This is a genomic window from Brevibacterium sp. CCUG 69071 (assembly GCF_021023135.1).
Taxonomy (GTDB): Bacteria; Actinomycetota; Actinomycetes; order Actinomycetales; family Brevibacteriaceae; genus Brevibacterium.
Window position 1 is genome coordinate 464,902 of record NZ_PGFV01000001.1, and the last position, 19,809, is coordinate 484,710.

The 19,809-nt window shown below is 64.7% G+C and carries 21 protein-coding genes and 1 tRNA gene; 20 read left to right on the forward strand and 2 right to left on the reverse strand.

Going from position 1 to position 19,809, the window contains the following annotated elements:
* Window positions 1–9 precede the first annotated feature (9 nt).
* The 13 genes from CV023_RS02105 to murA all read left to right on the forward strand — a co-directional run bounded on the left by CV023_RS02105 (window position 10) and on the right by murA (window position 11,176).
* Complete coding sequence (locus CV023_RS02105; RefSeq protein WP_230743817.1) at window positions 10–660, forward strand: L-threonylcarbamoyladenylate synthase; 651 nt, start codon at window positions 10–12, stop codon at window positions 658–660.
* Window positions 661–1,770, forward strand: coding sequence for an MraY family glycosyltransferase (locus CV023_RS02110; protein WP_230743818.1), 1,110 nt, complete (start codon window positions 661–663; stop codon window positions 1,768–1,770).
* Window positions 1,767–2,222 carry a hypothetical protein gene (locus CV023_RS02115; RefSeq protein WP_230743819.1) on the forward strand — a complete coding sequence of 152 codons (456 nt, stop codon included), beginning with the start codon at window positions 1,767–1,769 and terminating at the stop codon, window positions 2,220–2,222. Before CV023_RS02110 ends, CV023_RS02115 begins: the two co-directional genes overlap by 4 nt.
* 219 nt (window positions 2,223–2,441) lie before the next feature.
* Window positions 2,442–3,254: a F0F1 ATP synthase subunit A gene (gene atpB, locus CV023_RS02120; protein WP_230743820.1), complete on the forward strand. Its 813-nt coding sequence runs from the start codon at window positions 2,442–2,444 to the stop codon at window positions 3,252–3,254.
* Window positions 3,255–3,337: 83 nt separating this feature from the next.
* Complete coding sequence (gene atpE / locus CV023_RS02125; RefSeq protein WP_166971395.1) at window positions 3,338–3,562, forward strand: F0F1 ATP synthase subunit C; 225 nt, start codon at window positions 3,338–3,340, stop codon at window positions 3,560–3,562.
* A gap of 19 nt (window positions 3,563–3,581) precedes the next feature.
* The gene (locus CV023_RS02130) at window positions 3,582–4,142 is read left to right on the forward strand and encodes a F0F1 ATP synthase subunit B (protein WP_230743821.1); all 561 of its coding nucleotides are present in this window, start codon (window positions 3,582–3,584) and stop codon (window positions 4,140–4,142) included.
* Window positions 4,142–4,948 carry a F0F1 ATP synthase subunit delta gene (locus tag CV023_RS02135; RefSeq protein ID WP_230743822.1) on the forward strand — a complete coding sequence of 269 codons (807 nt, stop codon included), beginning with the start codon at window positions 4,142–4,144 and terminating at the stop codon, window positions 4,946–4,948. The genes CV023_RS02130 and CV023_RS02135 overlap by 1 nt, the downstream gene beginning before the upstream one ends.
* An 86-nt stretch (window positions 4,949–5,034) precedes the next feature.
* Window positions 5,035–6,669 carry a F0F1 ATP synthase subunit alpha gene (gene atpA, locus CV023_RS02140; protein ID WP_230743823.1) on the forward strand — a complete coding sequence of 545 codons (1,635 nt, stop codon included), beginning with the start codon at window positions 5,035–5,037 and terminating at the stop codon, window positions 6,667–6,669.
* A gap of 31 nt (window positions 6,670–6,700) precedes the next feature.
* Complete coding sequence (locus CV023_RS02145; protein ID WP_230743824.1) at window positions 6,701–7,633, forward strand: F0F1 ATP synthase subunit gamma; 933 nt, start codon at window positions 6,701–6,703, stop codon at window positions 7,631–7,633.
* 27 nt (window positions 7,634–7,660) lie between these two features.
* Window positions 7,661–9,109, forward strand: coding sequence for a F0F1 ATP synthase subunit beta (gene atpD / locus CV023_RS02150; RefSeq protein WP_230743825.1), 1,449 nt, complete (start codon window positions 7,661–7,663; stop codon window positions 9,107–9,109).
* Window positions 9,110–9,112: 3 nt separating this feature from the next.
* Complete coding sequence (locus tag CV023_RS02155) at window positions 9,113–9,373, forward strand: F0F1 ATP synthase subunit epsilon (RefSeq protein ID WP_230743826.1); 261 nt, start codon at window positions 9,113–9,115, stop codon at window positions 9,371–9,373.
* Window positions 9,374–9,395: 22 nt separating this feature from the next.
* Window positions 9,396–9,863, forward strand: coding sequence for a DUF2550 domain-containing protein (locus CV023_RS02160; RefSeq protein ID WP_230743827.1), 468 nt, complete (start codon window positions 9,396–9,398; stop codon window positions 9,861–9,863).
* The gene (gene murA / locus CV023_RS02165) at window positions 9,863–11,176 is read left to right on the forward strand and encodes a UDP-N-acetylglucosamine 1-carboxyvinyltransferase (RefSeq protein ID WP_230743828.1); all 1,314 of its coding nucleotides are present in this window, start codon (window positions 9,863–9,865) and stop codon (window positions 11,174–11,176) included. The genes CV023_RS02160 and murA overlap by 1 nt, the downstream gene beginning before the upstream one ends.
* Window positions 11,177–11,191: 15 nt before the next feature.
* Here the strand turns inward: murA and nucS are convergent, their stop codons facing one another.
* The gene (gene nucS / locus CV023_RS02170; protein WP_230743829.1) at window positions 11,192–11,887 is read right to left on the reverse strand and encodes an endonuclease NucS; all 696 of its coding nucleotides are present in this window, start codon (window positions 11,885–11,887) and stop codon (window positions 11,192–11,194) included.
* Between the two features lie 30 nt (window positions 11,888–11,917).
* Between nucS and CV023_RS02175 the strand changes: the two genes are divergently transcribed.
* Window positions 11,918–12,214: a hypothetical protein gene (locus tag CV023_RS02175; protein ID WP_230743830.1), complete on the forward strand. Its 297-nt coding sequence runs from the start codon at window positions 11,918–11,920 to the stop codon at window positions 12,212–12,214.
* A gap of 127 nt (window positions 12,215–12,341) precedes the next feature.
* Here CV023_RS02175 and CV023_RS02180 read toward each other — a convergent pair whose 3' ends face one another.
* Window positions 12,342–14,039 carry a cell division protein gene (locus CV023_RS02180; protein WP_230743831.1) on the reverse strand — a complete coding sequence of 566 codons (1,698 nt, stop codon included), beginning with the start codon at window positions 14,037–14,039 and terminating at the stop codon, window positions 12,342–12,344.
* A 228-nt stretch (window positions 14,040–14,267) separates the two neighbouring features.
* Here CV023_RS02180 and CV023_RS02185 point away from each other — a divergent pair, with 228 nt between their 5' ends.
* From CV023_RS02185 to CV023_RS02210, 6 genes are all read left to right on the forward strand, one after another.
* Window positions 14,268–15,458 (forward strand): acetyl-CoA C-acetyltransferase, encoded by a 1,191-nt coding sequence (locus CV023_RS02185; RefSeq protein ID WP_230743832.1) that lies wholly within the window; start codon window positions 14,268–14,270, stop codon window positions 15,456–15,458.
* A 108-nt stretch (window positions 15,459–15,566) separates the two neighbouring features.
* Window positions 15,567–15,881, forward strand: coding sequence for a thiamine-binding protein (locus CV023_RS02190; protein ID WP_230743833.1), 315 nt, complete (start codon window positions 15,567–15,569; stop codon window positions 15,879–15,881).
* An 89-nt stretch (window positions 15,882–15,970) separates the two neighbouring features.
* A complete protein-coding gene (locus CV023_RS02195) occupies window positions 15,971–16,177 on the forward strand; it encodes a hypothetical protein (protein ID WP_230743834.1) in 207 nt (68 codons plus the stop codon).
* Between the two features lie 106 nt (window positions 16,178–16,283).
* Window positions 16,284–16,357 (forward strand) — tRNA-Arg (locus CV023_RS02200).
* Window positions 16,358–16,443: 86 nt separating this feature from the next.
* On the forward strand, window positions 16,444–18,144 hold the full coding sequence (locus CV023_RS02205) for a dynamin family protein (RefSeq protein WP_230743835.1): 1,701 nt from the start codon (window positions 16,444–16,446) through the stop codon (window positions 18,142–18,144).
* Complete coding sequence (locus tag CV023_RS02210; protein ID WP_230743836.1) at window positions 18,141–19,721, forward strand: GTPase; 1,581 nt, start codon at window positions 18,141–18,143, stop codon at window positions 19,719–19,721. The genes CV023_RS02205 and CV023_RS02210 overlap by 4 nt, the downstream gene beginning before the upstream one ends.
* Window positions 19,722–19,809: the final 88 nt, after the last annotated feature.

Genomic DNA, 19,809 nt, shown 5'->3' on the forward strand with positions numbered 1-19,809 from the left:
GGAGAACGCGTGTCGAGACGATTCGACGTCAGCCAAGCCGACATTCGCGAGCTGGTCCTCGACGAGTGCGCCCGAGTCAGCGAAGCGGGCAATCTGCTCGTCATCCCCACCGACACGGTCTACGGGGTCGCCGCCGACGCATTCAGCGCCTCGGCCGTCGCCTCGCTGCTCGCCGCGAAGGGGCGCGGACGCAATATGCCGCCGCCGGTGCTCGTGCCCCGTGCGGAGACGATCTTCGGACTCGTCGACGGCGTCGATGACCGCGTGCTGGCACTGACCTCACGGTTCTGGCCGGGTCCGCTGACGATCATCGCCAACGCCCAACCCTCCCTCGACTGGGACCTCGGCGACACCCACGGAACGGTCGCCGTGCGGATGCCCGACGATGAGTACGCCCTCGCCCTCCTCGGCCGCACCGGTCCGCTCGCGGTCTCGAGTGCGAACACCAGCGGCTCTCCCGCAGCCACCTCGGTGGACGAGGCGCAGGAGATGCTCGGCGAAGACATCGACATCTACGTCGACGGCGGTGCGCGCGAATCCGGCCTGGCCTCGACGATCATCGACCTCAGCGGGCAGACCCCGCGCATCGTCCGCGAGGGACCCATCACCGCGGCCGAGCTGCGGGAGGTCATCCCCGAGCTGATCGACCTGGACGGCTGAGTGCGCGCCTACCTCTTCATCCTCATCGTCTCCGCCCTCGTGGCGTACCTGCTGACCCCCATGGTCAAGAGGGTCGCCGAACGCGGGCTGATCTTCTCGCCCCTGCGCGAGCGGGACGTGCATTCCGTCCCCACGCCGAGGCTGGGGGGAGTGGCGATGTTCGGTGCGGTGATCGTCGGGCTGGTCTTCGCCTCACAGACGCCGTTCCTGCAGCGGATCTTCGTCGACACCGGTCCGATCATCGGCATCGCCGGGGCCGCGGCCGTCCTCTGCGTTCTCGGCATCATCGATGACATCTGGGATCTGCACTGGATCACGAAACTCGCCGGCCAGGCGCTGGCGGCCGGGTTCATGGCGATCAACGGCGTCGCACTGCTCTCGATTCCCTTCGGGGGAGTGATCATCGGCTCGCCGCGGATGTCGATCATCATCACCATCCTCGTCGTCCTCGTCACCATCAATGCCGTGAACTTCGTCGACGGCCTCGACGGACTCGCCGCCGGAGTTGTGGCCATCGGCGGCAGCGCCTTCTTCATCTACTCCTACTGGCTGGCCCGGGATGCCTCACCCGATTCCTATGCGAACCTGGCCTCGCTCATCATCGCCATCCTCGTCGGCGCCTGCGTCGGCTTCCTGCCCCACAACTTCAATCCCGCGCGCATCTTCATGGGCGATTCCGGTTCGATGCTCATCGGGCTGCTGCTCGCCGCCTCGACGATCCGGGTCACCGGCCAGGTCGATCCCGCTCTCATCGGGCAGGAACGCGTGTTCGCGACATTCATGCCGATCATCCTGCCGATCGCCGTGATGTTTCTGCCGCTGCTCGACCTGGGCCTCGCCGTGGTGCGCCGGCTGATGGCCGGACAGTCCCCCTTCTCCGCCGATGCGAAGCATCTCCATCACCGAATGCTCCGCCTGGGTCACTCCCATGCCCGCGCAGTCCTCATCCTCTACACGTGGACCGCGCTCATCGCCTTCGGCTCCGTGCTCCTGCTCTTCCGCAGCTGGGTGTTCGTCGCCTGCCTCGTCGGCGGACTCTTCGCCGTCACTCTGATCTTCACCTTCTACCCCCTGCGTATGCGACAGAAAGCCAGAGAGGAACTCTCGTGACTGCTCAGTCCGACCCGTCCCGTCCCCAGGAGACCGCCGTGCAGGCTGCCTGGACCCGCGTGTGGAAGACGATGCTCGTGCGCGGGATCGTCCTCGTCCTCGCCGTCGCGATCCTCGGCATGGGCATCGGCTGGCTGATCTCCGGCACCGAAGGTCTGCTCGGCGGCGCGGTCGGCGGGGGACTGGCCGCCGTGTTCATCATCATCACGCTGGTCATCATGTACCTCGGTCGGAACATGGGGCTGACGACCATCGCTGGGTTCCTGGGCATGGGCTTTCTGTTCAAGGCCTTCATCTTCATGATCGTGATTTGGCGTCTCAAGGACGCCGCATGGCTCGACGGGACGGTCGCCTTCTTCACCATCGTCGTCGCCGTCATCGGCTCGTCACTGGTGGAGGCGCTGACCGTGGTCAAGGGGCGAGTTCCCTATGTCGATCCGGAAGCGAAATGACTCGAAGGTAACCGTGAGCGGGCGCCGGGAGAACCGAGCTGACAGAAATTGCACAGCAAAGGCTGATGGATTTGTCGGCAGCTCTCTACAATTGGTAGAGTAGACCTGGTGCTGGAGCCATCTGTAGCTCCATGTCGCTCCTGAACCAAAAGCCACGCAGCGTTCGCGTGGCCAAGGCCAGGCCATCAAGGCCCTTGACCATGGGAGAGTAAAACAAACGTGGGAACACTCAACGCCGCGAACACGACGCTCAATGCTGCAGAAGGTGGCTTCCACGCCCCTTCGATGGCCGAATTCTTTCCAGCGGCTTTCCTCTTCGAGGGCACTCCGTTTGAGATGAACCGCGTGATGCTCATCCGCATCCTCGCGACCGCCGCCGTCGTGATTCTGCTGGCCGTGTGGGCTAACAGAATGAAGCTCATCCCCAGCCGCTTCCAGTCGGCCATGGAACTCGCCATGGAGTTCGTCACCGTCGGCATCGCCGAAGACACCATGGGCAAGGAGAAGGCGAAGAAGTTCATGCCGCTGATCGTGGCGATCTTCTTCGGCATCCTGTTCTGGAACGTCACGAAGCTGATTCCGTTCCTGAATATGCCCGGCACCGGCGTCATCGGTCTCCCGATCGTCCTCACGCTCGTCGTCTACGTGACGTACCACTGGGCAGGCATCGCCGAGAAGGGCATCGGGCGCTACCTCAAGGATTCGCTCATCCTGCCCGGCGTGCCGTGGCCGATGCACATCCTACTCATCCCGATCGAGTTCATCACGAAGTTCATCACCCAGCCGTTCACGCTGGCGATCCGACTCTTCGCGAACATGATGGTCGGCCACCTGCTGCTCGTGCTCTGCTTCTCCGCAACGAGCTTCTTCCTCTTCGACGCCTCCAACGGCTTCCAGTTCTTCTCGATCCTCACTTTCGCCGGCGGATTCTTCGTCTTCCTGCTCGAGATGCTGGTCGTCTGCCTCCAGGCCTACATCTTCGCCCTTCTGTCCTGCGTCTACATCAATGCCGCGATCTCGGACGACCACTGAGTTACGACCCCACAATCTGTAACCCCCTGGTGTTACAAGGCCGGGCCAACCACCCGGCTGCCATATGAAAGGAAAAGCAATCAATGGATATGCTCGCTGAAGTTTCAGGAAGCGTCTCGACGATTGGCTACGGCCTCGCCGCCATCGGCCCCGGTATCGGTGTCGGTATCGTCATCGGCAAGACCATCGAGGGAACCGCTCGTCAGCCCGAGATGGCCGGCGCTCTGCGCGGAAACATGTTCCTCGGTATCGCTCTGATCGAGGCCCTGGCCCTCATCGGTATCGCCACCCCGTTCTTCCTGCCCTGATCGCGAAGAGGACTAAACGATGACTCCGGTACACATTCTCGCGGCAGCGGAAGAGGGCGGAAACCCGCTTCTCCCCGCGCTGTATGACATCGTCTGGAGTGCCGTCTGTCTGCTGATCGTCTTCCTGGTTGTCTGGAAGTACGTCCTCCCGGCCTTCAACAAGACACTCGATGAGCGCGCCGAGCGCATCCAGGGTGGCATTGAGAAGGCTGAGAAGGTGCAGGCCGAAGCCGATCAGGCTCTGGCCGAGTATCAGAAGCAGCTCGCCGACGGTCGTGCAGAGGCTGCACGACTGCGCGCCGAGGCTCAGGAAGAGGGCGCCCAGATCATCGCCGACATGAAGGCACAGGCTCACTCCGAGTCCGAGCGCATCGTCGCTCAGGCTCAGACGCAGATCGAAGCCGAGCGTCAGGCCGCCATGGTGCAGCTGCGCTCGGAGGTCGGCACCCTGGCCACGGATCTCGCTTCACGGATCGTCGGGGAGTCCCTCACCGATGACCAGCGCTCGGCCAATGTGGTCGACCGCTTCATCTCCGATCTCGAGTCCAAGTCGTCCGCACAGCCGGTCAAGGGGGCGTGATGCTCCAGTCGAGCAGATTGTCCCTGCAGGCCGTTCTTGAAGCCGCCAACACCGAGATCTCCGCGGGCGATGCCCGTGAGATCGGTGAGGGCATGCTGGCCGTCGTGTCGGTTCTGGCCGAGAACGTGCAGCTGCGCAAGGCCTTGGCGGACTCGTCTGAGTCGGCCGAGAAGAAGCAGCAGCTGCTGCGGACTCTGTTCTCGACTCGGACCACCGAAGCCGTTCTGCGGATCAGCGACCAGGCCGTCGGCCTGCGTTGGGCGCGGACCCAGGACCTGGTGACAGGTCTTGAGGTTGCGGGTGTGACTGCGATCGCCGCAGCCGCACAGGTGCAGAGCCGACTCGGGCAGGTAGAAGAAGAGGTCTTCCGCTTCGCACGCCTGTCCGAGAGCGATCACGAACTCGGCCGAGCTCTCGATTCCGAGGCATCCGCTGAGGTCAAGAGTCAGCTGATCACCGATCTGCTGGCCGACAAGGCTCAGCCTGACACCATCACACTGATCACCCAGGCGGCACTGCACCCGCGCGGTCTTCGCGTCGCGACCGCCCTCGATCAGTACAGCGATATACTCGCGGCCAGGCAGCAGCGTTCGGTCGCAGACGTCACCGTCGCCAAACCGCTGAGCGAGACTCAGACCCAGAAGCTGGGAGCCGCGCTCTCGGCCAGCTACGGTCGCGAGCTCGTTCTCAACATCCAGGTCGATCCCGATGTCATCGGGGGAGTCCGGGTGCAGGTCGGCGACGAGATGATGAGCTCGACCGTGGCCGACCGATTGGCCGAAGTGCAGCGCAAGCTCGCAGGTTGACACGAGTGGCCGGCTCCTCCGGCAGCACTGGCGGCCCCACCGGTCGCCGGAGACCAAGATTTGAGTAAAGGAAGCAGGGAAACCAGATGGCGGAACTGACAATTCGCCCGGAAGAGATTCGGGACGCTCTGGGGAAGTTCGTTGAATCGTACAACCCCGAGAGCTCGGTAAAGAGCGAGGTCGGCAAGGTCGTCACCGCCGGTGACGGAATCGCCCACGTATCCGGTCTGCCCGGAACCATGGCCAACGAACTCCTCCGGTTCGAAGACGGCACCTTGGGACTGGCACAGAACCTCGACGAGCGCGAGATCGGCGTTGTCGTCCTCGGCGAGTTCTCCGGCATCGCCGAAGAGCAGAACGTCTACCGCACCGGTGAGGTCCTCTCGATCCCCGTCGGCGACGGCTACCTCGGTCGCGTCGTCGACCCGCTGGGTCGTGCCGTCGACGGACTCGGCGAAATCGAGACCGTCGGCCGCCGTGAGCTCGAGCTCCAGGCTGCAGGCGTGATGGATCGCCAGGAAGTCCGCGAGCCGATGCAGACGGGCTACAAGAGCATCGACGCAATGATCCCGGTCGGACGCGGACAGCGTCAGCTGATCATCGGCGACCGCAAGACCGGCAAGACCGCTCTGGCGATCGACACGATCATCAATCAGAAGGCCAACTGGGAGACCGGCGACCCGAAGAAGCAGGTCCGCTGCATCTACGTCGCCGTCGGCCAGAAGGGCTCCACGATCGCCGGTGTCCGCCGCTCCCTCGAAGAGGCCGGCGCGCTCGAATACACGACGATCGTGTCGTCGCCTGCCTCCGACCCCGCCGGCTACAAGTACCTGGCGCCCTATGCCGGTTCGGCCATCGGTCAGCACTGGATGTACGACGGCAAACACGTCCTCATCGTCTTCGACGACCTGTCGAAGCAGGCCGAGGCCTACCGTGCAGTGTCGCTGCTCCTGCGCCGTCCGCCGGGCCGCGAGGCCTACCCGGGTGACGTCTTCTACCTGCACTCGCGTCTGCTCGAGCGCTGCGCCAAGCTCTCCGATGAACTCGGCGGCGGTTCGATGACCGGTCTGCCGATCATCGAGACCAAGGCCAACGACGTCGGCGCGTTCATTCCGACCAACGTCATCTCGATCACCGATGGTCAGATCTTCCTTCAGTCGGACCTCTTCAACGCCGGTCAGCGCCCTGCTGTCGACGTCGGTGTGTCCGTCTCCCGTGTCGGCGGCGCCGCACAGACGAAGGCGCTCAAGGGCGTCTCGGGTACGCTGAAGATCTCGCTGGCTCAGTACCGTTCGCTCGAGGCCTTCGCGATGTTCGCCTCCGACCTCGACGATGCCACCAAGCGCGATCTGGCTCGCGGTGCCCGCCTGACCGAGCTGCTCAAGCAGTCTCAGTACTCGCCGATGCCGTTCGAGAAGCAGACCGTGTCCATCTTCGCTGGCACCAACGGCTACCTGGATGAGATTCCGGTCTCGGACGTGCTCAAGTACGAGACCGAGCTGCACGATCACATCGAGCGGAAGACGGGAATCTTCACGACCATCCGTGAGACCCTCAAGCTCGACGATGACACCAGCGAAGAGCTGAAGAACGTCCTCGGCGAGTTCACGCAGAACTTCGTGAGCTCCGATGGCAGCGGTTCGAAGGCCGGCAGCGAAGACACTTCGGTCGCCTCGTCCGATGACGTCGAGCAGGAGCAGATCGTTCGGCAGAAGCGTTGAACCTGTTCCGTAACGGCGAAAGGAAGAACTGATGGGAGCCCAGCAGAGGGTCTTCAAACAGAAGATCCGCTCGACTCAGTCCTTGAGGAAGATCTTCAAGGCCATGGAGCTCATCGCTGCTTCACGGATCCAGAAGGCCATTGCCCGTTCGCAGGCAGCCAGCCCCTACGCCAACGCCCTGACCCGTGCGGTCTCGGCGGTGGCAAGCGAATCGAACGTCGACCACGTGTTGACCTCGGAACCGGAATCGGTCACCCGCGCAGCCGTGCTGGTGGTCGGTCCCGACCGCGGATTCGCCGGAGCCTACTCCGCGAACCTCCTGCGTGAGGCCGAAGAGCTCATTCGGCTGCTCCGAGAAGAGGGCAAAGACGTTCAGCTGTTCACGGTGGGCGGCAAGGCCAAGAACTACTACACCTTCCGCGATCGTGCGATCGAACGGGCCTGGACCGGCATCTCGGAGAACCCGACTGCCGAGAACGCCCGCGAGATCGGCGAGGCACTGTTGGACAGCTTCGATCCGGAATCGGCCGAACACGGCGTGGACGAGATCTACATCGTGTTCACGAAGTTCGTCTCCAGCGTCAACCACGACCCGGAGTACCGGCGGCTGCTTCCCTTGGAGGTCGTCGATGCCGATGAGGCATCGTCGGGCAACCGGACGGAGACCGCGGCCAACGCCACGGCCCTCCCGCTCTATGAGTTCGAACCCAGTGCAGAGGCCGTGTTGGACGCGCTGCTGCCCCGCTACATCGATTCGCGGATTCTCTCAGCGCTGCTGAGTGCGTCTGCGTCCGAGCAGGCGTCGAGGCAGGCGGCGATGAAGACAGCCACTGACAATGCGGATGATCTCATCAAGACCTACACCCGGTTGGCCAATACGGCCCGCCAGGCGGAAATCACCCAGGAACTCACCGAGATCGTCGGTGGGGCCGATGCCCTTGCGGCGTCGGCAGCCGGCGACTGACCGGCGAGAGCAGAGAAGAAAGAGACCATGACTGCCACAGTTACGGAAACGTCCCCGGCACAGGGCACCGCCCTCGGTCGGATTTCCCGAGTCATCGGCCCGGTTGTCGACATCGAATTCCCGCTCGACTCCGTGCCCGAGATCTACAACGCGCTGACCACCTCGGTCGAGCTCTCCGAAGGCACTCGCAACCTGACCTTCGAGGTCGGCCTGCACCTCGGCAACGGCATCGTCCGCGCCGTGTCCCTGCAGCCCACCGACGGACTCGTCCGCGGTCAGGAAGTCGTCGACAGCGGTTCTCCGATCACGGTGCCCGTCGGTGACGTGACGAAGAACCACGTCTGGAACACCACCGGCGACTGCCTCAACCTCCAAGAGGGCGAGAAGCTCGAGATCGCTGATCGCTGGCCGATCCACCGTTCGGCACCGGCCTTCGACGAACTCGAGTCGAAGACCGAGATGCTCGAGGTCGGCATCAAGAGCATCGACCTCCTCACCCCGTATGTGCAGGGTGGAAAGATCGGCCTCTTCGGCGGTGCCGGTGTGGGCAAGACGGTGCTCATCCAGGAGATGATCTTCCGTATCGCTCACAACCACAGCGGCACCTCGGTGTTCGCCGGTGTCGGTGAGCGCACCCGTGAAGGCAACGACCTCATCATGGAGATGGACGAGGCCGGCGTGTTCAAGGACACCGCCCTGGTCTTCGGCCAGATGGACGAGCCGCCAGGCACGCGTCTGCGCGTGGCGCTGTCGGCGCTGACCATGGCGGAGTACTTCCGCGATGTGCAGAACCAGGACGTGCTGCTCTTCATCGACAACATCTTCCGCTTCACCCAGGCCGGTTCCGAGGTCTCGACCCTGCTGGGTCGCATGCCCTCGGCCGTGGGCTACCAACCCAACCTGGCTGACGAGATGGGTCTGCTGCAGGAGCGCATCACCTCGACACGTGGTCACTCGATCACCTCGATGCAGGCGATCTACGTCCCGGCCGACGACTACACCGACCCGGCTCCGGCGACAACCTTCGCCCACCTGGACGCGACCACGGAGCTCAGCCGTGACATCGCATCGCGCGGTCTCTACCCCGCGATCGACCCGCTGGCCTCGTCCTCGCGCATCCTCGATCCGCTGATCGTGGGCGAGGAGCACTACCGGGTGGCCAATGAGGTCAAGGCGATCCTGCAGAAGAACAAGGAACTGCAGGACATCATCGCCATCCTCGGCGTCGACGAACTCGGCGAAGAGGACAAGCTGGTCGTCCACCGTGCGCGCCGCATCGAGCAGTTCCTCTCGCAGAACACCTACACTGCAGAGAAGTTCACGCAGGTGCCCGGTTCGACCGTGCCGATCGCCGATACGATCGAAGGCTTTGCCAAGATCTGCTCCGGCGACGTCGACCACATCCCAGAGCAGGCCTTCTTCAACGTGGGTGGGCTTGACGATGTCATGCGCAACTACGAAGAGATGCAGAAGTAAGTCATGGCGACACTCGATGTGAATGTCGTCGCGGCCGATCGCGAGGTCTGGGTCGGTGAGGCCAAGCGCGTCATCGCCCGGACCTTGGACGGCGAGATCGGCATCCTGCCAGGCCATGAGCCTGTGCTGGGTGTCGTCGCCGATGGCGAGGCACGGATTCTCACGAACGGCGAGGAAACCATCAGGGTCAAGGCCGATGGCGGCTTCCTCTCCGTTGAGAACAATCGTGTGATCATCGCCGCTGATCAGGCCGAACTTCTCTGATCCGCGCGTTACACTGGCAACCGTGAACCCTTCTGTCCTGCTGATCGTTCTGCTCTCGTTGGTAGGACTCGCGCTTGTGCTCATCGTCGTTGTGACGATTCGACGCAGGTCCATCTCGAAGCTCTCCGGTGCTTTTGACTGCTCCATCAACGTGGGCGAGGAATCTTCTTCTCGCCCACGTTGGCGTTTGGGCGTAGCGGTGTTCTCTGTGGCGTCATTGGACTGGTACCCGGTCTTCGCCCTGACGCGCAGGGCCGCTGTGCGCCTTCCGCGCGCCGATCTCGATATCCTCGTCCGCCGCAAACCGACCTCCGGCGAGCAGTACTCGGTGCTGCCTGACGCGGTGGTCGTCGACTGCTCCTACGGGAAGGCAGACGGACGCCCCCGGTCCGTGTCCCTGGCGATGGACGCCGAGTCCTTGTCCACGATGGCTTCGTGGCTCGAATCCTCTCCTCCCGGCTTCAACCCGACGATGGGAAGGTTCACCTGATGGATGTCTTCCGCCTGACCGGCCCCTCTCAGCTGCGCGGCGTCGTCGACATCAGGGGCGCGAAGAACAGCGTCCTCAAACTCATGGCGGCGAGTCTTCTCGCCGTCGGTCGCACCACCATCAGCAATGTTCCCGCGATCCTCGACGTCAGGATCATGGTCGAGCTGCTGGTGCGCCTCGGCTGCTCCGTCGACTATGACGCCGAGGCGGGTGTCGTCAGCATCGACGTGCCCGAACAGGTCGGCATCCAAGCCGACTACGAACTCGTGCGGGCGATGCGCGCCTCGATCTCTGTGCTCGGGCCGCTGACGGCTCGGATGCGCTCCGCACACGTCGCTCTGCCCGGCGGAGATGCGATCGGCTCACGTGGGCTCGACATGCATCAGGCCGGCCTCGAAGCCCTCGGCGCGACCGTCCATCTCGACCACGGCTACTTCGTCGCCGAGGCACCTGAGGGTCTGCAGGGCACGGAGATCTCTCTCCAGTTCCCCTCCGTGGGCGCCACGGAGAACCTGGTCATGGCGGCCACTCTCGCCCACGGCGTGACAACGATCTCGAATGCCGCGAAGGAACCGGAGATCGTCGACATCTGCTCGATGCTCGTCGAGATGGGTGCCCGGATCGACGGCATCGGCACACCTGATATCACCGTCACCGGAGTCTCCGAGCTCCGCCCGGTCGATCATCGCACTGTCGGCGATCGCATCGTCGCGGGCACCTATGCTTTCGGTGCCGCGCTGAGCGGGGGAGACGTCACTGTCAGGGGAGTGGGGCTCGACCTCATGCCCAATATCGCGATCAAGCTGCGGGACGCCGGAGCCACCGTCGATCCCTTGGACGGGATCGAACTCGGGGACGGCACTCTGGGCGCGGGATTCCGGGTCCGTGGAGCCGACCGACCGAAGGCGATCCGGGTGGCCACGATGCCGTTCCCCGGCTTCCCGACCGACCTGCAGCCCTTCGTCATCGCACTCAACTCCGTCGCCGAGGGAACGGGGCTGCTCTCGGAGAACCTGTTCGAGGCCCGGTGGCGCTTCGTCCAGGAGATCGCCCGCCTCGGAGCGAAGGTGCGCATCGACGGCAACCATGCCCTCATCTCCGGTGTCGAGGGTCTCTCCGGCGCCGAGGTGGAGGCCTCCGACATCCGGGCCGGCGCAGGTCTCGTGATGGCTGGTCTGCGAGCAGTGGGCATCACAGAGGTCTCGGGCATCGATCACATCGAACGCGGCTACGAGAACTTCGTGACGAACCTGCGCAGCCTCGGCGCCGATATCGAGCGCGTCGAGAAGCGCGACATCCTCACCTTCGAGTAGAACCTCAGGAAGTTCTCAGAAGAGGCGGGTGTCGGGATCGTCCATGCCGCGCAGCGCATCGTAGTCGAGCACCACACAGCGAATGCCGCGGTCTTCGGCGAGGGTCCTGGCCTGCGGCTTGATCTCCTGGGCGGCGAAGACGCCGTCGACGGGACTGAGCAGGGGATCCCGATTCATCAGCTCGAGGTAGCGGGTGAGCTGCTCCACGCCGTCGATGTCACCGCGACGTTTGATCTCGACGGCCACCGACCTCTGTCCCTGGTCACGGGCGAGGATGTCGACCGGACCGATCGCGGTCATGTACTCACGGCGGACGAGGCTGTAGCCGGTCCCCAGCGTTTCGATGTGCTCGGCCAGCAGCTCCTGCAGATGGGCTTCGACGCCGTCTTTGACCAGACCGGGATCGATACCGAGGTCATGCTGGTCATCGGCGATCACCTCGGCGATGGAGATGACGAGACGATCTCCGGTCTTGGTCTGGGAGACCTCCCACAGCTGGGTCAGTCCCGCCTCTGCCTGCTCCTCGCTCGGCTCGGTGATCTTCACCGTGGCCGGGGGAGTCATCCAGTTCAGCGGTTTGTAGGAACCGCCGTCGGAATGGATGAGGATCGAACCATCGGCCTTGAGCATGATCAGGCGGGCGGCCATGGGCAGATGGGCGGTCAGACGACCGGCATAATCAACGGAGCACTTAGCAATGACGAGACGCACGGGGTTCACCCTACGTGAGACAATGAGCCAATGCCACGATCTTCATCCTCGCGTCGCAAGAACAAATGGCAGCAGGCACCGCCGGACCTCTCCGATTCGGTCGCGGGCATGCGCACGAGCCGCAATCTGCCCGATGGCACCTGGTCGGTGCAGACGGTGAAGGGCAATGACTCGGGCAAGGTCTACACCTGCCCCGGCTGCGGCCGCGAAGTGGGAGCATCGAGCGCACACATCGTCGCCTGGCGGCAGGAAGCCCGACACGGCATCGAGATCGGCGTGGAGTCACGGCGGCATTGGCATCAAAGGTGCTTCGAACGATTCCGCTGATCGGCAGTCAGCCTCGGAGATATGACGAAAGGGACCCGCGAACTGGTCCCTTTCGTCGTTCCTGAGCCAGCATCGGCATCTGCCACCGGCATAGGCGCTTCAGCTCATGTCACGAAGCTTTCGAAGCTCAGCGCAGGGAATTGCGCGAGCGCGAGGCTTTCTGGTTGGAGTTGTTCGGTCCGGCCTGGCTGCCGTCCTTCGCACCCGACACCTGAGCATCGATCGCGATCGTGTCCTCGTCGGTGGCGCCGTTGGGCAGGTCCTTGCCGTCGGTCTTCGACTCGGCCGATTCACCCTCTGCGTCGGTTGACTTCGCTCCGGCCTGAGCCGCCTTCGCATCTGCCGGAGCCCATTTCGCATCCGTGCCGGTTGTCGCGGACTTCCCGTCCGAATCAGCCGTCTGAGCGTTCGATGTTGCGGCCTTGTGCCCCTGAGAGTTCGAATTCGGTGAATTCGACCCCTGCGGCTTCGCGCCATTCGACGGCTGCGACTGCGTCGACGTGCCCTTGCTGCCGGTCTTCGACGAGCCTGCTGACTGATCCTCGGTCGATGTCGAAGCCGCATCGGAATCGGCACCGTCGGCTTCGCCCTCGGCGAGAAGATCTGCGAGTTCCTGCTCGTCGGCGATCTGCTCCGTCGCGTGGGACGCTGATTCTGCCTTGGCCGGATCGACGGCGTCTTCGCCCATCACACCGGGCATGGCGAAGAGAGAGCGGAGCTGATCGAGCTGCGCAGTGATCGTCTTCCGCTGCTTGGTGAGCAGGTCGACCTGCGACTGTGCGGAGGCGACATTGCGCTTGGCTTCGGCCGCAGACTCTTCGATCGTCGCCTCGGCGGTCGCCCGCGCTTCGGAGATGAGGGTCTGGGCCCGGGTCTTGCCGTCGGCGATGATCTCGTCGGCCTTCTTCACGGCATCGGCGCGAGTCGTCTCCGCGCGCTCTGCCGCTTCCTTGGCCTCCGTGTCGGCCTTCGCCGCACGAGCCTGGGCCTCCTCGATCAGCTTCTTGTTCTCGACCTGGGCGTCGTCATAGCGCTTCTTCCGATCGGCCTCGGCCTCCTGGCGCTTGGTCGCCAGTTCGACGTCGAGTTCGTTGCCGGCCTTCTTCGACGCTTCGTCACGGGCCTTGGCGGCGGCCAGGAGCTCATCGGCCTGGGCCTGGGCGGCGGCGATGGTCTCCTCTGCCTGCGTCTTCGCCTCGGCGCGGAGATCGGCCGCTTCCTTCTCGGCGGTGGCGCGGAGTTCGGAGATCTCGTGCTCGAGAGCTTCGCGGGACTCCTTGGCCGAAGCCGCATTGGCTTCCTTGGCCTGATTGGTCTCCCGATCGGTGGTGGCCTTGAGCTCGGCGGCCCGGTTCTCGGCGGCCTTGACCGTCTCTTCGGCCCGCATCTCGGCGGAGCTGATGATCGCATCGGCCTCGGACCGGGCGTTCGACAGGGTGTCATTGCTTTCGGTGTGCATCCGTGCACGAGCCGAAGCAGCCTCGGCGCGGGCCTTGTTCCGGATGGTCTCCGCATCGGAATTGGCCTGTGCCAGGGTCTCGCGTGCCTGCGATTCTGCGATCTTGAGCAGGTGGTCGATGCGGCTGCCGGGAGGGCCTGCCGCCTCGGCGCTGTCATTGGCGGCCTTCTTCAGCTGAGCCTTCGCCTCGGACAGTTCGCCGGCGATCTGGAGCTTCGCACGGTCGGCGTTGATGACCTGACTACGCGCATCGGAGAGCGCCTTGCGCACCGACTCGACCTCGGTCCGAAGCTGCTGCAGGCGAGAATCGACTTCACTCTTTTCGTACCCGCGCATCGCTGTGCGGAATTCTTCGGTGGGCGTCACTGAAGTGAACTCCTGTCGTGTCAGGGAATGGTGGTTTCTGATGTCCTCGTCCTACTCTAACGGAGACAGTATGAATGTTGGATCCGAATGGCAGCACGTGGACACCTGTTCGCACGGCGGTGATCGGACCCCGTGATTCGCGCCACAGCCGACTGGACTACGCTGGGATGCAAAGACGCGAATCCGGTGCTGTCGCCTCGGCGGATCCGGAGAATCTGAGGAGGAAACATGGCTGATGCAGTGATCGTCGCGGGAGCCCGCACACCGTTCGGACGGCTGCAAGGCGCGTTGTCGAAGCTGAGCGCGGTGGACTTGGGTGGCCGGGCCATCGCCGGCGCACTCGAGCGTGCCGGGATCACAGGCGAGGACGTCGACTGCGTCATCATGGGGCAGGTGCTCCAGGCCGGTTTGGGACAGGGCCCGGCCCGCCAGGCGGCCGTCGCAGCCGGCATCCCGATGAACGTTCCCGGCGTGACCGTGAACAAGCTGTGCCTCTCCGGCATCAACGCGATCACTCAGGCGGCGCAGCTCGTGCGCTCCGGAGAATACGACGTCGTCGTCGCCGGCGGCCAGGAGTCGATGAGCCTTGCCCCGCACCTGCTGGAGAAGTCGCGGTCGGGCTACAAGTACGGCGATGTCGTGCTCAAGGACCATACGGACTACGACGGTCTGTGGGACGCCTTCACCGATCAGGCCATGGGCGGCCTGACCGAAGACGCGAATGCCGGTGACGGCGAATTCTCCCGTGCGGACCAGGACGAATTCTCCGCTCGCTCCCACCAGCGGGCGGCGCAGGCCTGGGAGGCCGGAGCGTTCGAGTCCGAGGTGGTGCCCGTGACGATCAGCGGACGCAAGGGCGATGTCACGGTCTCGACCGATGAAGGTGTGAGGGCCGAGACCACGATCGACTCCCTGTCGAAGCTGCGCCCCTCGTTCCGGAAGGACGGGACCATCACCGCCGGCAACGCCTCCCAGATCTCGGACGGTGCCTGCGCCGTCGTCGTCATGTCCCGTGCGAAGGCCGAGGCCCTCGGTGCCCCGATCCTCGCCGAGATCCGCTCCCACGCCTGGACCGCGGGCCCGGACTCGACCCTGCAGCACCAGCCGTCCCAGGCGATCAAGGCCGCGGCGGAACGCGAGGGCGTCGCCGCAGACTCCTTCGACCTGTACGAGATCAACGAAGCCTTCGCCGCTGTCGGCCTGGCCAGCTCCCGAGACCTCGGCGTCGATCCGGAGAAGGTCAACGTCAACGGGGGAGCGGTGGCCCTGGGCCACCCGATCGGTGCCTCGGGCGCCCGCATCGTCCTCACCCTCGCCCTCGAGCTCCAGCGCCGAGGAGGCGGCACCGGTGTCGCGGCACTGTGCGGCGGCGGCGGCCAGGGGGACTCACTGATCATCTCCGTGCCCGCGCAGAGCTGAGTACGGCACGCCGGCTCGGAGCAGTCTCACCGAGCCGGGGCCGGCTCGCCGACCCGTAGAAGTCTCACCGACCCGCAACAAGCGCCTTAACAAGCAGAGGAGATCACAATGCTCGTCGCATTCTCAGTTGCCCCCAGTGGTGGGGAAGGTTCCGATGCCTCCGTCCACGACGCGGTCGCCGCCGCGGTGGAGGTCGTGCGCGACTCGGGGCTCGACCATCGCACCGATTCGATGTTCACCACGATCGAAGGTGAATGGGACGAAGTGTTCGCCGTGATCAAGCAGGCCACCGAGGCGGTCGGCAGGTTCGGATCCCGCGTGTCCCTGGTGCTCAAGGCCGATATCCGCCCCGGCTACAGCGGGGAGATCTCGGGCAAGCTCGACCGCCTCGAAAAGGCCATCGACGCTCGACGCGAGGACTAGGGCGAGCGGTCGAGGAATTTTCGGCCGATTGTCAGTGATTCACGTCTCATTCGGAGTTACCCTGTGTTTACGACAGAAGGAGATGCACAATGAACGGTTCCCCGTACTTCAGCACTGCCACCGCCCTGACCATGGTTGCTCTGCTCGGCTTCATGCTCGCCGGATTCTTCCCGATCGTGGTCGACTTCGCATTCGCGATCGAAGCGGTCGCGGTCATCCTCGCGCTGACCGGGTTCGTCATCGTCGCCTTCGTGACGGTGCGCAAGTCCTTAGAGCGGGTCACCCGCATCTACTGAACCTCCGCACGGGACGCAGCGGCTCTTGGCGGGCCTCGGACTCAACGACCGAAACCCGCCGGGAGCCGCTTTCTGTTCTGTGCCGAGCATCGGATAAGATATTCGAGCCTCCGTAGCTCAGTTGGATAGAGCAACCGCCTTCTAAGCGGTAGGTCGCGGGTTCGAGCCCCGCCGGGGGTGCAGGTGAGGCTCATCAGGGCCAATTCCGTTCTGCTACGGCGTGGCAATTGGTGCACAGCTGGGAAAACGTAGAGAGTGGATGCGTGATGACAGACAGCAAGAGTGCCATGACACCACCGGTGGGAGGAGCGCTGAGCGATATCGCCCAGCGAGTCTCCGAAACCCGATTCCCGCTGCAGACCGAGGACTCCGAGCACGGCCGCGCCCTGCATTCGGCGCTGTCCTCCGAATTGGGTGACTATTTGCTGCCGCGCATCAACCGCACGCGCACCCCGTTCCTCATCGCCGTGGGCGGATCCACCGGCGCGGGCAAATCGACCTTGGTCAACTCCCTCGTCGGTCGGACAGTGAGCCCGGCGGGCGTCCGCCGGCCCACGACGGCCAATCCGGTCGTCGTCCACAACCCCGCAGATGCGAAGTACTTCGAGTCCGAACACTTCCTGCCCGACCTTCCGCGCGGTGCCTCCGCCGAGGGCTCCGGGGCTCCGGCGGTGGTGCTCGTCGCCGATGACAGCATCGAACCCGGCACCGCAGTCCTCGACTGCCCCGACATCGACTCGCTCGTCGAATCCAACCGGCATCTGGCCAGGCGGATCCTGATGAGCGCTGACCTATGGATCTTCGTCACCACCGCCAACCGCTACGCCGATGCGGCTCCCTGGTCGGTGCTCAAGGACGCGGCCGCCCGGGAGACCTCGGTGGCCATCGTCCTCGATCGCGTTCCCCCCGAGGCCAACCGCGAGGTCCGGCACCATCTCTCGAGCCTGCTGTCGGAGTCCGGACTGGCGAAGTCGCCGATCTTCTCGGTCGCCGAACTCGACCTCGCCGACGGACTGCTCCCGCACTCGGCGATCTATCCGATCCGGTCCTGGATCAGCCAGGTCGGTTCCGAGGGAAGCTCCCTGAGCCGAATCCGGCAGCGCACCCTGACCGGGTCGATCGCAGCCCTGCCCGCTCAGGTGAAGACCTTGGCCGACTACGCGGAATCCCAGGAGACGGCACACGCGGGACTGGAAACCGCACTCGATGAGCGGCTCCGTGCCGCCCACTCGGGACTGGCCGACGTGTTCTCCGACGGTCGCGTCCTCCACGGCGAGGTCAACGCCAGGTGGCAGGACTTCGTCGGCACCGGACAGCTCTTCCGCGGACTCGAGCCGACCATGGCGCGCATGCGGGACCGCATATCCGCAGCAGTGACCGGCAAGCACGATGCCGCGTCACCGCTGCATGTGGCGATCCTGCGCAGCGCAGCCATCTCCCTGCGCGAACAGGCGATCGGCGTCGTCGATGACGTCAACGCGGCCTGGCAGCGTGATGTCAGCGGAACGGCGCTCATCGACGCCCACCCCGAACTCCGGCGACCGGCCGAGGACCTCGAAGACTCCGTCAAGTCGGCGGTGAGCACGTGGTCCGATGAGGTGAATGCGCTCGTGCGTGACATCGGTCAAGGCAGGAAGTCCAAGGCGAGGATCCTCTCGTTCGGGGTCGGCGGCGTCTGCGCCGTCATCGAATACGCGGCCTTCTGGGATCCCAAGCATGCCCGCGGTGCCGACGCCGGTGTCCGCAACGACGCCAACGTGGCCCTCAGCCTCGCCGGCACGATCTTCGGAGAGCAGGAAGCTGTCAGCCTCATCGCTTCGGTGCGGGATCGGTTCCTGACTTCGGCCTCGGGGATCGTCGGCTCCTGCCGGGTTCCCTTCGACAACGCTCTGAGACTATCCGCGGTGCCGGCGCGGCAGGCGGGCGCGCTGCGCTCCTCCGGTGAACGACTCGAGGTGGCATTGTGAACAGTTCTGCACAGACCGAAATCAGACGATTCGCCGAGGCGATCCGGCATTCGCTGTCCCTGGGCCCCGACAAGCTCAGCTCCGAGGTCCGCGAGGATGCCCTGCATCTGCTCGAACGCGCCGAGGATCGGCTGGGCCTGGGCGAGGATTTCACCGTCGTCGCCTTCGCCGGCTCGACCGGCTCGGGCAAATCTTCGCTGTTCAACGCCGTGGCCGGACTCGAGATCGCCCGCGTCGGCGTCCGTCGTCCCACGACCTCCCGACCGACCGCATGCGTCTGGGGCTCGGGCGGAACCGACCTGCTTAACTGGCTGCACGTTCCCGAGCGCAGTCGCACCTGGCGCGAGTCCGCGCTCGACGGTGACGATCAGCGCAGACTCCACGGTCTGATCCTGCTGGATCTGCCCGACCACGATTCGACGGCCGTGGCACACCGGGTCGAATCGGATCGCCTCGTCGGGCTCGTCGATGTGGTCTTCTGGGTCGTCGACCCGCAGAAGTATGCGGACTTCTCTCTCCACTCGGAGTACCTGGCCAAACTGGCGGAGAACAGTTCGAATATGGTCGTCGTGCTCAACCAGATCGACAAGCTCAGTGCTGAGGAGCAGAAGGCCGCGGCCGATCATCTGCGCCAGCTGCTGGTCGAGGACGGACTCACCGACACCAAGGTGCACGTGTCCTCGGCGGTGACGCGAGACGGCATTCCCGAGATCCGCAGCATCCTTGCCGACACGGTCGATTCGAAGCAGGCGGCGGCCGAGAGGCTGCTCTCCGATATGGAGTCGATGGCCAGGCGGATCCAGGGCGAGCTCGGTTCTCCCGTCGCCTCCCCGGACGAGCTGCCCGAAGCCTCCCTGCTCGTCGAGACCATGTCCGACGCGGCAGGCGTCGAGGCTGTGACCCAGACGGTGCGAGACGACTACCTGCGCCGGGCCTACCGCAAGACCGGCTATCCCGTCTTGGCCTGGCTGCAGCGCAATGCCCCCGATCCGCTGGGAGCCAAGCACGGGCAGGGCCGAGACGAACTCGTGCGCGCCTCGGTGCCGGCGACGAGCAAGGCGCAGAGTTCACAGGTCCGCCTGATGGCCCACGACCTGGTCACAGAATCCGTGTCGACGCTGCCCCGACCCTGGCAGGCGGCCGCGGCCGAAGCCGAGAAGACGAGCACGGCCGAACTGGCCGAGACGCTCGACTCTGCGGTCACGGCTGTGGATATCCAACGACGCAGTCCCGGTTGGTGGTCGCTGGCGAATCTCGCGCAGATCGTGTTCTTCCTCGCCACCATCCTCGGAGCCCTCGGCATCATCGTCTCCGCGATCGTCGCGATCGTCGGCTCGGGGACACTGCCCGGTTGGTGCTGGGTGCTGAGCATCGGCCTCTTCGTCCTCGGCGTCATCGGATCCGTCGTGACCTCGGTGATGGCGAAGTCCGCGCGGTTGAAGGGGGCGAATGAGGCCGCCGGCGAGGTGGACCGCAGTCTGCGAGACGCCGTGGGGCAGGTGGCGCAGAGTTCCTATCTGCAGCCGGTCAAGACCGTCATCGGAGAGCACCGAAAGGCCTACGAGCTGCTCGCCTAGCACTTGCCTGCACAGGAGCGACGACTCGTGGGCTGATGCCCTGTGGATGGATGACCTCCGTCCACAGGGCATTTCTCATGTCTGGACA

Coding starts and splice junctions, on each gene's coding strand:
- atpE (WP_166971395.1), top strand. CDS start 3,338: ATGGATATGCTCGCTGAAGTTTCAGGAAGCGTCTCGACGATTGGCTAC.
- CV023_RS02130 (WP_230743821.1), top strand. CDS start 3,582: ATGACTCCGGTACACATTCTCGCGGCAGCGGAAGAGGGCGGAAACCCG.
- CV023_RS02135 (WP_230743822.1), top strand. CDS start 4,142: ATGCTCCAGTCGAGCAGATTGTCCCTGCAGGCCGTTCTTGAAGCCGCC.
- atpA (WP_230743823.1), top strand. CDS start 5,035: ATGGCGGAACTGACAATTCGCCCGGAAGAGATTCGGGACGCTCTGGGG.
- CV023_RS02145 (WP_230743824.1), top strand. CDS start 6,701: ATGGGAGCCCAGCAGAGGGTCTTCAAACAGAAGATCCGCTCGACTCAG.
- atpD (WP_230743825.1), top strand. CDS start 7,661: ATGACTGCCACAGTTACGGAAACGTCCCCGGCACAGGGCACCGCCCTC.
- CV023_RS02155 (WP_230743826.1), top strand. CDS start 9,113: ATGGCGACACTCGATGTGAATGTCGTCGCGGCCGATCGCGAGGTCTGG.
- murA (WP_230743828.1), top strand. CDS start 9,863: ATGGATGTCTTCCGCCTGACCGGCCCCTCTCAGCTGCGCGGCGTCGTC.
- CV023_RS02175 (WP_230743830.1), top strand. CDS start 11,918: ATGCCACGATCTTCATCCTCGCGTCGCAAGAACAAATGGCAGCAGGCA.
- CV023_RS02185 (WP_230743832.1), top strand. CDS start 14,268: ATGGCTGATGCAGTGATCGTCGCGGGAGCCCGCACACCGTTCGGACGG.
- CV023_RS02190 (WP_230743833.1), top strand. CDS start 15,567: ATGCTCGTCGCATTCTCAGTTGCCCCCAGTGGTGGGGAAGGTTCCGAT.
- CV023_RS02195 (WP_230743834.1), top strand. CDS start 15,971: ATGAACGGTTCCCCGTACTTCAGCACTGCCACCGCCCTGACCATGGTT.
- CV023_RS02205 (WP_230743835.1), top strand. CDS start 16,444: ATGACAGACAGCAAGAGTGCCATGACACCACCGGTGGGAGGAGCGCTG.